The 12,903-nt window shown below is 54.2% G+C and carries 10 protein-coding genes; 5 read left to right on the top strand and 5 right to left on the bottom strand.

What is annotated here, in order from left to right:
* Positions 1 to 5: 5 nt before the first annotated feature.
* Together MK110_18350 and MK110_18355 are read right to left on the bottom strand one after the other, a co-directional pair.
* Positions 6 to 902 (bottom strand): DUF58 domain-containing protein, encoded by an 897-nt coding sequence (locus tag MK110_18350; GenBank protein ID MCH2213266.1) that lies wholly within the window; start codon positions 900 to 902, stop codon positions 6 to 8.
* A gap of 153 nt (positions 903 to 1,055) precedes the next feature.
* Entirely contained in the window at positions 1,056 to 2,057 is a 1,002-nt protein-coding gene (locus MK110_18355; GenBank protein MCH2213267.1) for an ABC transporter substrate-binding protein, read from the bottom strand.
* 161 nt (positions 2,058 to 2,218) lie between these two features.
* Between MK110_18355 and metF the strand changes: the two genes are divergently transcribed.
* The 3 genes from metF to MK110_18370 all read left to right on the top strand — a co-directional run bounded on the left by metF (position 2,219) and on the right by MK110_18370 (position 6,068).
* Positions 2,219 to 3,088, top strand: a complete 870-nt coding sequence (metF, locus tag MK110_18360; protein MCH2213268.1) for a methylenetetrahydrofolate reductase [NAD(P)H] — start codon at positions 2,219 to 2,221, stop codon at positions 3,086 to 3,088.
* A 58-nt stretch (positions 3,089 to 3,146) separates the two neighbouring features.
* On the top strand, positions 3,147 to 4,541 hold the full coding sequence (locus tag MK110_18365) for a UDPGP type 1 family protein (protein ID MCH2213269.1): 1,395 nt from the start codon (positions 3,147 to 3,149) through the stop codon (positions 4,539 to 4,541).
* Between the two features lie 210 nt (positions 4,542 to 4,751).
* Positions 4,752 to 6,068 carry a Gfo/Idh/MocA family oxidoreductase gene (locus MK110_18370; protein MCH2213270.1) on the top strand — a complete coding sequence of 439 codons (1,317 nt, stop codon included), beginning with the start codon at positions 4,752 to 4,754 and terminating at the stop codon, positions 6,066 to 6,068.
* A 71-nt stretch (positions 6,069 to 6,139) separates the two neighbouring features.
* Here the strand turns inward: MK110_18370 and MK110_18375 are convergent, their stop codons facing one another.
* Positions 6,140 to 7,900 carry a hypothetical protein gene (locus tag MK110_18375; GenBank protein ID MCH2213271.1) on the bottom strand — a complete coding sequence of 587 codons (1,761 nt, stop codon included), beginning with the start codon at positions 7,898 to 7,900 and terminating at the stop codon, positions 6,140 to 6,142.
* Positions 7,901 to 8,130: 230 nt separating this feature from the next.
* Between MK110_18375 and MK110_18380 the strand changes: the two genes are divergently transcribed.
* Together MK110_18380 and MK110_18385 are read left to right on the top strand one after the other, a co-directional pair.
* Complete coding sequence (locus MK110_18380; GenBank protein MCH2213272.1) at positions 8,131 to 9,252, top strand: mandelate racemase/muconate lactonizing enzyme family protein; 1,122 nt, start codon at positions 8,131 to 8,133, stop codon at positions 9,250 to 9,252.
* A gap of 33 nt (positions 9,253 to 9,285) precedes the next feature.
* Positions 9,286 to 10,404 carry a mandelate racemase/muconate lactonizing enzyme family protein gene (locus tag MK110_18385; protein MCH2213273.1) on the top strand — a complete coding sequence of 373 codons (1,119 nt, stop codon included), beginning with the start codon at positions 9,286 to 9,288 and terminating at the stop codon, positions 10,402 to 10,404.
* 161 nt (positions 10,405 to 10,565) lie between these two features.
* On the opposite strand, the gene MK110_18390 is transcribed toward MK110_18385, so the two are convergent.
* Complete coding sequence (locus MK110_18390) at positions 10,566 to 11,330, bottom strand: phytanoyl-CoA dioxygenase family protein (GenBank protein ID MCH2213274.1); 765 nt, start codon at positions 11,328 to 11,330, stop codon at positions 10,566 to 10,568.
* Between the two features lie 167 nt (positions 11,331 to 11,497).
* A complete protein-coding gene (locus MK110_18395; protein ID MCH2213275.1) occupies positions 11,498 to 12,865 on the bottom strand; it encodes a phosphatidate cytidylyltransferase in 1,368 nt (455 codons plus the stop codon).
* Positions 12,866 to 12,903: the final 38 nt, after the last annotated feature.

The following is a 12,903-nucleotide window of genomic DNA, read 5'->3' on the forward strand; positions in this document are numbered from 1 at the left end:
ATGCGTCAGAAGCGTGCCTGACGCTGATACAGGTATTCCGTCAGAGCTTTGTCGAACGGCATGCTTGTGTCCAGGGGTACGTAGTCAGCACCAATTGCGAAGCACTCCTGCTGAAACCGGTTCCGCAGTTCCTGTAATGCCTCCAGGTAGCTGCGTCGGATACCCTGTGCGTCGACGATTTGTCGTTCTCCTGATTCGGGTTCCAGCAGATCGACACTGCCGGAAAAAGGAAAGGTAACTTCAGCTTCGTCCAGTACGTGAAACACAATCACATCATGGCCGGAGTGTCGAAGGATTCGCAGGCTTTCAATGATGTCGTGAGGATCCGCAAGCAGATCCGACATGACCATCATCAGACTGCGATGTCTGATCATTGAGGAAGCCTGGCGAAGACATGCCGCAATACCGCTTCCGCCCTCCGGCCGACACTTCTGCAGCACAGCCAGAATGTTTCCAAGTTGAGACCGCCGGCTTCTGGCAGGAAGACTTTGTCTGAGATGTTCATCGAATGTTACGAGTCCGACCGGGTCCTGCTGGTGGATCATCAGGTATGAAATAGCGGCCGCCAGACAGACGGAATAATCGAATTTCGTAAGTTCCTGCTTGTAGGTGTACGCCATGCTGCGCGACAGGTCCATCAGCAGATAGCCGGTGATGTTTGTCTCTGCCTGATAACGCCGAACATACAGGCGGTCGGTGCGGGCGAATACCTGCCAGTCGATGTCACGCGTATCGTCACCGGGGTTGTATCGGTGGTGTTCGCTGAATTCGACGCTGAAACCGTGAAACGGGCTGGCGTGCAGTCCTGACAAAAATCCCTGAACGATGAACCTCGCCCGCAGATCCAGTCGGGCGATATTTTGAATGACTTCCGGACGCAGATATTGTTCAGCAGACTGCATGACGTCCAGTGTCGCACGTTTTGTCGGGTTTTTCCAACATCAATTTCAACGACGCCCTGACCCGGTTCAGGTCGATACCTGGGTTTTTCGTTTGCTTGGTTGCTACCTGTGATGTGGGTTACCAAAGAGCCTCTCATCGCGGTACAGGGGCAGTCAGTCTTCAGGGTGTTTCTGAATTCCTTCCCAAAAACAATCTTCCGGCTGCACCTGGTCGGGTTGGATTGTCCCCAGTTCCACCAGTTGATTAATCAGTTGCTGCCAGCGTTCAGTCGTCATGCTGCCAATTTCAGCATTGTCCCCCGGTTGACAAAGCTTGCGGAGGGCTTTGACTCCGTAGTCAAGTGCTGCCGGACTCATGTCTGAATTTTCGCTGTGAATACGTCTGTTTGTGGACTCCGGATTAGCCAGGTATTCTGTCCATCCGCTGCGGCAGGCTCTGGTCATTCTCTGAACCATTGCCGGTCGTTCATCGAGAACCTCCTGAGACGTAACCAGAACGCTGGCATACGGATTGTATCCAATGTCTGACAACATCAGTGCAACCGGATCGCCTCCCTGTTCTCTGGCGATGAATGGTTCACTAAAGACATAGGCCTGCTGAGCAAAGTCGGGCTTCGACAGAAATTCTCCAACCAGTCCGTTAAACGGGACTATGGTGACGTCCTTCAGCGGCAGCTGCTTTTTCATCCATAGGGCGAACGGGCGAGTTTCGCTGACAGCCAGTTCAACCCCGGACAGTTCCTGCAGTGAGGTGATTCCTGATGATTCATGAACCATGATGCATCGAGGTGACTGCTGAACCGGCGCGAGCAGAGCCACAATCGGCAAACCATGAGCGCGTTGTTCAACCACCTGATCCGCACCAGCAACAGCGAATTGAATTCGGCCCGCGGCCAGTTCCTGCAGAATCAACCTTGATGCACCGGGCCGACCGGGGATTAGTTCAACAATCAGTTGGCCGGCTTCGAAGGCACCCAGTTCGTCGGCTGCAAAGTAGCCACCATGTTCAGCTTCCGGATACCAGTTCAGAGCCAGTTGCACTGAATCGTGGCCTGAGTTTTCAGAATCAGATTTCTTCACCGTTTCCCGTGGTTTGGTGCAACCTGCTGTCAGCAGACAGAATGCCGTCAGCAGACACGCATTGAACTTCATCATTCCCGCATCCCTGAATACGTCAACACACAATAAATGAAACTGTCAGCCGTGAAATTTAAGCTGATCATATCTTTGTCCCGTGGCACTGTCGGAGAAATGACCTACGATGTATCGGTTCCCCCAACCCGTGACTGCATCATTCCAGACGAAAAACATGGTTCATGCGATTGTCAGACGTCTTTTCCGGCAGCGAATTTGCAATTTCGATCGAGATTTTTCCGCCAAAAACGGAAGAGGGCGATCAGACGCTGCGGAGTCACCTGAAAAAACTGATCGAATACCGACCTGCATTTGTTTCCTGTACGTTTGGAGCCGGCGGTTCCACGCCGGGTCGTACGCTGCACTGGTGCCGGGAAATCCAGGATGACCTGCGCCGAATGGCTGTGGCCCATCTGACGTGCGTGGGTTCCACACGCGAGCAGCTGATCGAACTGCTGGGGACGGCCAAGGCGGCTGGTATCCGCAACATCATGGCTTTGCGCGGAGATGCACCACAGGGAGAGGATCGGTTTCGGGCCGTTGATGGTGGATTTCGATACGCCGGTGAACTTGTGGAACTGATTCGGGATCGCCATCCGGACTGGGGAATTGGAGTGGCCGGATATCCGGAGACGCATCAGGAAGCACCCAGTCCGGAGGTTGACCTGCAGAATTTGAAACGCAAAGTGGATTGTGGTGCGGATGTGATTGTCACGCAGTTGTTTTTTTCCAATGACTGTTTTTTGTCATTTCGGGACCGCTGCCGGGCCTTGGGAATCGGGATTCCCATTGTTCCAGGGATCATGCCTGTTACGGACTATGCACGTATTCAACGAATCACTTCGATGTGCGGCAGCTCCTTTCCTGGCGATTTGGCCTCGCGTCTGTCGGCTGTGCGAAATGACAAGGCTGCTCAATTTGCAATCGGCATAGAACACGCGGTTGACCAGTGCGAACATCTCAGGGCCGAAGGTGTTCCTGGGATTCATTTTTACGCTCTGAACAGGTCAGATGCCTGTCGTCAGATTCTGGACGCGCTCGCCGTCGACTGAACGGTTGGTGTGCGACACCTTCAGTATTTGACTTCTTTAATCAATGGCGGGACCGTGAATGAACAATTCATCCTTACAGGATACTGAAACTCTGCTGGCTCAACACAACCAGCAGCATCTGTTGCGATTTTGCGAACAGCTGTCCGACAGCGAGTTGCAGTTGCTGTTGTCTCAGATTGACCAAATCGACTTTTCACTGCTGAGTACTGCTCCGGAGGCGACCACAACCCACAACGTGCCGCGGGCGGAATGTGCAGTTGCACCGTCTTCTGTCATTGCCAGGCCGAATTCTGCGGCCGATCATCAGATTCGCGGCAACGCAGAGGAGACTGGCTGCCGGTTGATTGGTGATGGAAAAGTGGCTGTGATCACCGTCGCCGGCGGCCAGGGCAGTCGGCTGGGCTTTGAGCATCCCAAAGGAATGTATCCGATTGGTCCGAAATCAGACCGCACTCTCTTTCAGATTTATGCCGAACAGATACTTGCCCGTCGTCGTAAACACGACGCCTTAATTCCGTGGTATCTGATGACCAGTGCTGCGACACATGAAGAAACGATTGCGTTTTTTGAGAGGAACGGATTCTTTTCACTGGACCCGGACACTGTGTTCTTTTTTCAGCAGGCAAGCCTGCCGGCGATTGATGCAGAAACCGGGGCGATCCTGATGGACAGTTCGGGGAGTCTGTGCCTGTCACCCGACGGACACGGCGGGATGGTGACAGCTCTGCAGTCTTCAGGCTGTCTTGAGGCGTTGAAAAATTACGGCGTTGAACATCTTTTCTATCATCAGGTAGACAATCCCACTGCCATAATCTGTGATCCTGTTCTGGTCGGCCTGCACGCGGAACGTCAGTCACAGTTAACCACACTGGTGGTTCGCAAAACGGATCCTGAGGAACGCATGGGAGTGCTGGTCGATATCAGCGGGCGTACCGAGATCATTGAATACTCGGAACTGACACCTGAGCAGGCTTCCGCAAGTGACGAAAGCGGCCAGTGGATTTTTTGGGCCGGCAATACCGCAATTCATGTCTTCCGTCGCGATTTCCTGGAGTTCCTGACTGAAGACGATACCTCTTTGCCTCTTCACCGCGCCCACAAAAAGATAAAATGTATTGATCCTGCAGGAGACACGACGGAGTCTCAGCAACGCGACGCCGTCAAATTTGAACGTTTTATCTTTGATGCTCTGCCGATGGCCGACCGAACACTTATTGTGGAGGGTGACCGTCAGCGTGAGTTCAATCCGGTGAAGAATGCTGCCGGTAACGATTCCCCGCAGACAGCACGTTCTGCTCTAAGCCGTATTGGACGTCAATGGCTGCAGGCGGCGGGTCAGGCAGTTGCGAATGACACTGTGGTGGAAATCAGTCCGCTGCTGGCACTGACTGCTGAAGACTTATGTGGGCGGCTGCCTTCGAGAGACTTCACGATCGAAGATTTGACGGGTTGAGCCTGTCCGGCCGAATTGAGTCGGGTAGCGGCCAGATCGAATGGTTGTCCCTTGCGACCTGTCACAGAACGTGGATGATTTAGCAAAGTCGCGTTTGCAATTGATTCCGTATTGGAGTGATGTCTCTTCCCGGCGTCGTGCGATACGTCTGCTTTCCTCGCAAATGAATACGAATCATACCAGCGAAACAACCAGCCATTGAGGTGTCTTATGTCCAGATCTCGTCGTCAGTTTCTTCGTTCGGCCGGAACAACAACGTCTGCTCTGGCAGCTGCGTCCGTGTTGCGACCGCTTTATGCGGGGACTGCCCAGCTGGAGACAGTTAATCTGGGAATCATTGGCTGTGGCGGCATCATGACGAAGCATGTGAAGGGTCTCGTCAGTCGCAAAGAGAGAGTGTCCATTTCCTGGCTTTGCGATGTCGACCCCGCTCAGGTTACTCGCATGGCGGCGCACACTGACGGATTTCAGTCGCAGGATCCTAAACGAACTGAACAATACGAAGACGTGATTAATGACAGCAACGTCGATGCTGTCATTATCGCAACACCACATCACTGGCACGCACCGATCGCCATCCAGGCAATGCAGCAGGGGAAAGACGTCTATATTGAAAAACCAATTTCGCATGTCTACAACGAAGGCCATGCGATCATTCAGGCGTCGAAACAATATGGCCGAGTCGTCCAGCAGGGCAGTCAGATGCGGAACAGCCCCGTAACAAACCGTGCTGCAAAACTTCTGGCCGATGGTATCATTGGTGACATCAAGGTGGCTCGCGCGTGGACCGCCGAAACTCGCAGTGTCGTGAAACCAGTTGCAGACGGCGTTCCCCCCAGTGGTGTCAACTACGATCGCTGGCTTGGTCCGGCCCCCAAACGTCCTTTCAACAAATATCGATTTCATAATACGTGGCGCATGTTCCGTGACTACGCGAATGGAGAAATCGGTGATGACGGAATCCACGATATTGACATGGCGGCGTGGGGACTGGGAATCGATTCGGCGCCCACTCAGATCACAGCCCGCGGCAGCCGCATGATGCTGCATGGTCACGCGAGTGAATATCCCGACAACATGACGGTCACCTGGGAATTCGAAGACGGCCGCCTGATGGTCTATGAAAATTACCCGTTCACCGCTTACGGCATTCACGGTTTCGATAACGGCAATGTGTTCTACGGAACTACGGGATACATGATCTTTTCGCGTCGCGGTGCATTCAGCGTGTTTCTCGGCCGAAAAGGAAAGCCCGGCCCGACCGAAGGGAATGTGCGCGGTGAACGAGGCTACGCCGAACACATGGCCGAATTTCTGAATGCCGTCCGGACACGTAATCCTGAAACAAGAGCACGTGCCGAGGTGGCTCATCGGTCCTGTGCCCTGGTGCATCTTGGCGAAATCGCCTACCGCACAAACGGGCGTCTGGACTTCGATCCGAAAACGGAGTTGTTTGTCGGCAACGAGGAAGCAAACTTACTCCTCGACAAGTCCTATCGTGATCCCTTCGGAATTACCCGTACGTGAGTCGTCTCTGGTTGCGGCACGGGTGGCCATCGACTTTCCCTAAGCTTCAAGATGCCGGTACCAGTTTCGCACTACCAAAACACAACGAAACTCAGCCAGCATCCAATGGCACACGCCACAAATGCGAGCAGCAGCGGCAGTCGATAGCTGGCAGCCCGCGACTCATCCGGGGTTTCGATCTGTCGGATTGCCAGCTGGCTTGTACGTAACCAGCCGGCTTTTTCGACATGTTTTAACTCGCCTTTTGGCTCCCAGCCGATGATCACCGAAACCAGCAGCATGGTTCCGGACGTGATCAGCATGCTAAAGATATATGCTGCGAATGGATTGGTCATCACGACCGGAAAAATCTGAATGCCTGAGTAGACGGCGATGGGTTCGGCAATCAGCCGCAGGACACCATAGCCGGAGCCGGCAAGAAGTCCGATGAGTCCCGCCCGTCGATGGACCCGGGTCAGCGCGCCCACCAGAAACAAAGTCAAAAGTGGTGTGACGAACGTGCTGGTGAGCTCCAGATAAAACAACAGCATGCCGCCTTCCAGGAAAGGCACATAAACGAAAGAGCCGCCGATAATCAGTGGAGTCAGCCACTGCCCCACCCGCATGTAATGTCTATCGTCACGGTCGCGAACGAACAGCCGGGCATAGACATCCCTTGTCAGCAGGGCGGACAGGGTGGAGCCGATGGAATCGAATGTGGAGAATGAGGCCGCAAGCACTCCGGCCACCACAATGCCGTGCAGGCCTGCGATCGAAAACTGACTGACCAGATGAGGGTAGATCGAGTCCACTTTCTGGAGAGGTAAGTCACTGATCTCAGGGTACAGTGCACGTCCCATCACTCCCATCGACAGGTTGAAAAATGACATCACGAGCATCGCCGCGCCGGCAATCCAGACGGACATCTTCATGTCCCATTCACTTTTTGAGGCGAACATTCGCATCGATTGTGTGTGATTCACAATCGAGTACGCGAAGCCGGTAATGATTAAAGCAGCCGCGACCAGCCAGGCCGGAGTTCGTCTGTTAATCACACCGGCTGAAGCATCGTAGGTGCCACCGGCCATCAAACGACGTTCGATGGTTGTGGGATCGTCTTTGCTGACATCCAGCACGGCAACGTTGTCATGTCGAGCCTTCAGTAATTCGTCCGCCAGTCCAGGTTCGCCCGCCAGGGCGGGTCGGTGCTCGTTGAGACGCGTGGTGATGCCGTCCCAGCCGCCAACCTGGTTCCAGACGAGTCCCCAGATAATGAGTCCGGCAATGGTCATCACCGCAAACTGCAGAGAATCTGTCACCGCTACCGATTTCAATCCCCCCAGTGCGGTGTAAACCGACGCGAGAACCGCGATGGCAGCAACAGCCGACCATGCCTGGATGCCGTTCCAGCCACAGATGATAGAAAGCGTCAGGTAAAGTGTGGTAGCAATGATCGCCATCACCAGAGTGCGATACTGAACCTGGATCAGGGCACACAGCACTCGCACGGACGGGCCGAACCGCGCCTCCAGGTATTCCGCGTTGGTATACATTCCTGCTCGATAGATCGTCGGATAAATTACGAACGCCGCCAGCGTCCAGCCGACAACAGTCCCCACCCAGTTGGTCACGAAATAACTGAAACCCAGTGTGTAGGTGCCGCCTGCATCGGCAATCAGATCGCTGGAATCAATCGCGGTTGCATACATCGATATACCAACCAGCCACCATGGCAGACTTCTGCCGGCCAGAAACCAGTCCGCACTGGAGGAAACTCCACGGCTCAGCCAGATGCCGTACGCGATGATCGATCCGTTCAGCAGAACGACGATCAGCCAGTCAATCAGATTCATATTGTCCTGCCTGTACTGTTGACCGAACCGGAGACCCGCGAGGGATTGTTCCGGCGTGAAACTCGTGACATCTCAGTATCACTCGTTATCCCTCAAAGGGATGCTATCCTATTTGTCCAGCAGTCATTACTCTTCCAAACGTTCACATCGATTTCAGTTTATCACCAGTTTGAGTGAATGTCCCCACACTGTCACTGCTTGGACTGTTTAGATCTTCAAGAGAAACTCACATGCAAATCGATCGTGTTGAAGTTCAGGCTGTGGCACCGGAAGTTCAGCGATTCACCTGGTCTCATGACCTGCCTGAACAGTACATGACCAATACGATCGTCCGGATCTACACTGACGAAGGAGTCGAAGGTGTCGGCGGAACATCGAACTACACGTCGTATGGTTTCGACCGTTACACCGCAGAGACTCTGCGACATCTGATTCCTGTGCTGATTGGCAGGGATCCTTTGAATCGTCAGGCCATCTGGAACACTCTGTGGTCCCGAGTCTTTCCCTACTCACCTGGTGCACTGGCTGCCATCGACATAGCCCTGTGGGATTTATTCGGAAAAACCGCAAATCTGCCGGTTTATAAGCTGCTTGGCGGTGCTGCGGAGCAGATTCGTTCCTACGCCAGTACACCTTTGTTTGATGATGTTCCTGCGTATCTTAAATTCATTGAACAGATGCTCGAACTGGGGTTTCGCGCCGTCAAATTCCACTGCTGGTCTCTGCCGGAGAAAGACAGAGAACTGGTTCGTGCCGTACGCCAGGCATTTCCGGGTGACGATGTGAAGTTCATGCTGGATGTGGAAAATAACTACGAATGGCAGGATGCCCTGGAGATGGCCCTGGAACTGGAAGATCTGGCGTTTGAATGGTTTGAGGCGCCACTGATGGATTTTGATCTTCCTGGTTATCGAAGACTGACAAAGCGGGTCAGCATTCCAATTATCCCGTCGGGAAACTGGATCCAGGATCTGTCCGCATTTGAGCATGCGTTGGAGACTGATTGCTGGTCGCGTGCCAGAACGGACGTTACGGTGTGTGGCGGTTTCACTCCGGCTCAAAAATATATGGCTCTGGTTGCAGCGGCCGGCATGAAATGTGAATTGATGTCCTGGGGCAATACTTTGATTTCGTCGTCAAATCTGCATCTGATGCTGGGAACCGGTTTGTGTTCCTGGTACGAACAGCCCGTGCCCTACGAACCCTATGAGTATGGAATGCTGCAGACATTGCGGACCGGGCGTGACGGTTTTGTTCAGGCACCACAGGGGCCGGGACTTGGTCACGGGATTGACTGGGACGCCATGAACGCGGCAACGATTCACCGACTCGACAGTCGTGAGATCAACTGATTCTGCTCCAAGAGACAAGGTTGCTACAAGACGATGAAAATAACAGAAGTCGTTTGCCAGATTCTGCGAGTCCCCGCCGTTGAAGCAAAAACAGCCAGTAGCCAGGACGCGGTCATTATCCGAGTCCGCACGGATACCGGTATTGAGGGAATCGGTGAAGCCGATGCGTCGCCTGAAGTGATTCAGTCCATTGTCGATGCGCCTTTCAGTCACAACATCGCCTGTGGTCTTCGCGAAATCCTAATCGGGGAAAACCCGCTGGAAACGGAGCGCCTGTGGCAGGACATGTATCGCCGCACCATGTATTTCGGCCGAACGTCTGTGACGATTGCCGCGATGGCAGCTGTCGACCTTGCCCTGTGGGACATTAAGGGCAAGCATTTCAATGAACCGATCCATCGTTTGCTTGGTGGGAAACAGCACGATTCCATCAAAGCCTATGCATCAATTCTATTTGGCCGTGACGGAGCCGAAACGGCCGATATCGGTCGAAAGTGGACCGACAGCGGATACGGCGCCGTAAAATTTGGCTGGGAGCCAATGGGCGAAAGCGAAGCAATTGACATTGATCTGGTTCGTGGTGCACGTGAGGGAGTGGGTGACGCCACACTGCTGATTGATGCGGGTTGCGTCTGGGATACCCGGACCGCATTACGTCGAGCCCACGCCTTTGCCGAATTCGGAATCGAATGGCTGGAAGAACCTCTGCGTGAGGACAACATTGACGGTTACGTCTGGCTGCGAGACCGTTCGCCCGTGCCGATCGCCTCCGGCGAAGCAGAATGCGGTCGCGAAGCCTGGCGTCCCCTGCTTGATCGACGTGCTCTGGATGTTTACCAGGTGGACTTGTCGCGCAATGGGTTCACCGAGTCTGCGTATCTGCGGGCACGAATCGAAGAAATTGGAGCGCGACCCTGCAACCATTTTTACACGTCACCGATCACCGCAGCCGCCAGTCTGCACTGGTTATCCACGTGTCGCGATGCATTTCTGTTCGAAGATTGTGTGGACGCGTCTCCGATCCGCAACGATCTGTGCCTCGAACGTGTCCAGGCCGACAACGGTCTGATCGCTGTTCCTGACGGTCCCGGCCTCGGCGTGACACTCAACGAAGATCTTGTCACGGAACTGCTGATCTCCGAGTCGCGTTAGACCTGTGTCTTCATGAGGCAGGACTAAAACAGGAACGGCTTATTGACGCAGTCTCCCGGGGTGCCCCAGGATGCTGTTCCGGCAAATGGTATGCACTGTACCGGACCTGCGCTGTTTCTTCCTGAACTGTTGTGAAGATCGGCTGAAGACCAAACCTGTCGTCAGCTGCGTTCCGGAGGCCGACCGCAGATCTGTACTTCCGGGTCGAAGTACGGTGAATCATTAACAGGGCCGAGCCAGTTCGCCTGACTTGATGCATAATGATACTGAACCGATCGGCGTCTGCGGCTGGTGAGATTGGCCGGAGTATAATGCTGCAGTTCTCCGTGAAACACCAGTGCGTCACCAGGGTTGAGCGGAATGGCGATGACATCATCGTTCTGAGGCACGTCGACGATTCCGTACGCGTCACCTTCTCCGGCGTGTTCGACGATTCCGTTTCGATGTGAACCTGGCAATATGTGCATGCAGCCGTTTTCGACTGTTGCCGGATCGGTGGCAATCCAGAAACCTACCACGTCCGGCGGGTCCAGCCGGAAATAGGCATTATCCTGATGCCAGACCTTTGGCGAGCTGACACCTGGTGACTTCATCAATGTCATACTTTGCGCCAGGAACAAGTCCGGCCCGACCAGCTCTTTAGCAATTTCCACAACGGATTGATGAAAGGCGAAGCTTCGAAAGAATTCGCTGTGGCGGGCGACTCGAAACAACTTCCGAATCCCCAGCTCGAATGACTCAGGAACCTGCTTCCCGGATTGAACAAGAGGCTCGGTCTGAACCAGTTCTTGCGGGTAATTCCGGTGGTTGGCAGCAATGTGTGATATCTCCTGCTGAATCAGCCTGACCTCGTCGGCTGATATCAGATTTGGGACTACGACATAGCCTTCCTGGGTGTATCGATTCAACTGCGTGTTCACGGTCATTGTCTCGGCCTGTACAGTTCCGACATGGTTCTTCGGACTTCGATGTCTTCCTTATCACCTTATGCACGCTGACTTTGGTGTGCTCTCGGGGCCCGGTACTGTGTCATTTGTCAAACTGTTTGATCAGTCGCTGCTGACGATAAAGGCAGAATGTTGCATCATTCAGGTCAGTCATGTTTTTCAGTTAACTCCAACCGTTGTTGATTTGGTTTCGCCATATGAACCGACTGAGTGAGAAAAAGAGGTGTCCGGTATTCCCCGGGCAGACTTAAGTCCGTTAACTCTGAGCCGTTCGTTGGGCTGATAGTCTTCAAATAAACCTTTGTCTGTGACAGGCGGAGGGGAATTCGGTGTCTGACATGTGTCGAGTCTACGTCGTCAGTATCGGAGCCTGCAGTATTGCCTGTTTGTGAAAAACTGTGGGAACGATTCTGTCGGGACGAAACCCGGCTGTCATTTGAACTGTCGAACTGGCGCGCACCTGTGTCCGGTACACTCCGGCGGGAGTGAAAATTAATCGGCTGTGCACCGGGACGTTCTTCGTTGCCGGCCCTCAAAGAGACACACAGGACGGACCGGATCTGACTGGACTCTGCAGTCTGACTGTTGACAAATTTCGCGTGATTCATGATTGTTATGGCGGGCACTGCCGGGGGCCACAGGGCCCAGATCGCGAGAGCAACCGGCGCCGCGAAAAGGATGCTGTCGAGCAGGTCGAGGACACCTCCGAATCCGGGCATCAGAGCAGCTGAGTCCTTTTGCTGGGCGTCACGCTTTAACAGGGACTCGCACAGATCACCGGCCAGACCGACCAGTCCCATGGCAATACCGTATCCAATCACCGCCGGGTAACTGCTGATTACCGGGGCTGATTCAAACAGTCGCCCTCCAAATCTCAGCCACAAGACACTTCCGGCCACACTTCCGGCGACCGCACCCGCGGCGCCCATCCACGTCTTGCCGGGACTTAGGGCGGGAGCCATTTTTCGTCGCCCCCAAAGTCGGCCGAACGCATAGGCGGTTATGTCTCCGGACTTGACCGCAATGATCATAGAACCGATTGTGAAGTAGCCGAGATGGGGAGACGGGAACCAGCGAAGCTGACTGGCAATCGCCAGCAGGCCTCCACTGTACATCACGGTAAGCCAGCCTGCTCCCAGTGATTCCAGGGAGTGTCCTGGCTGTCGATAACGCTCTGCTTCACGCAGAAAGAGCAGTGCAAACGAACCGACAAGTGCAGCACAGATCATTCCCAGAGACACCAGGAGCCGTAAAGGTCCGTTGGGAAGACCCAGGAGTGTATGAATCCAGCCGGCAAACACGACCAGCAGACTGCAAATTGCCGTCAGCGCGAATGATGGACTCATTGATCTTACTGACAGCATCTGAGTCATTTCGTAACAGCAGCGAACGGCCAGCAGAGAGCACAGTGCCAGCAGAATGGTGGCCCGAGGCCCCTGCATGGCATCCAGCCAGAACATTGCAAGTAAGGCGGGAATCAGAACCGCCGAAATTCCCAGTCGCCAGCCAAGCATCTATGCCACTCAATTTCCAGGGGAGTCAGTGCTGCGGC

The organism is Fuerstiella sp., from assembly GCA_022447225.1.
GTDB lineage: Bacteria > Planctomycetota > Planctomycetia > Planctomycetales > Planctomycetaceae > S139-18.

Bases quoted from the DNA above. Each gene is read 5' to 3' on its own strand.
- MK110_18370 (MCH2213270.1), top strand. From the start codon at position 4,752: ATGTCCAGATCTCGTCGTCAGTTTCTTCGTTCGGCCGGAACAACAACG.
- metF (MCH2213268.1), top strand. From the start codon at position 2,219: ATGCGATTGTCAGACGTCTTTTCCGGCAGCGAATTTGCAATTTCGATC.
- MK110_18385 (MCH2213273.1), top strand. From the start codon at position 9,286: ATGAAAATAACAGAAGTCGTTTGCCAGATTCTGCGAGTCCCCGCCGTT.
- MK110_18390 (MCH2213274.1), bottom strand. From the start codon at position 11,330: ATGACCGTGAACACGCAGTTGAATCGATACACCCAGGAAGGCTATGTC.
- MK110_18395 (MCH2213275.1), bottom strand. From the start codon at position 12,865: ATGCTTGGCTGGCGACTGGGAATTTCGGCGGTTCTGATTCCCGCCTTA.
- MK110_18365 (MCH2213269.1), top strand. From the start codon at position 3,147: ATGAACAATTCATCCTTACAGGATACTGAAACTCTGCTGGCTCAACAC.
- MK110_18350 (MCH2213266.1), bottom strand. From the start codon at position 902: ATGCAGTCTGCTGAACAATATCTGCGTCCGGAAGTCATTCAAAATATC.
- MK110_18375 (MCH2213271.1), bottom strand. From the start codon at position 7,900: ATGAATCTGATTGACTGGCTGATCGTCGTTCTGCTGAACGGATCGATC.
- MK110_18380 (MCH2213272.1), top strand. From the start codon at position 8,131: ATGCAAATCGATCGTGTTGAAGTTCAGGCTGTGGCACCGGAAGTTCAG.
- MK110_18355 (MCH2213267.1), bottom strand. From the start codon at position 2,057: ATGATGAAGTTCAATGCGTGTCTGCTGACGGCATTCTGTCTGCTGACA.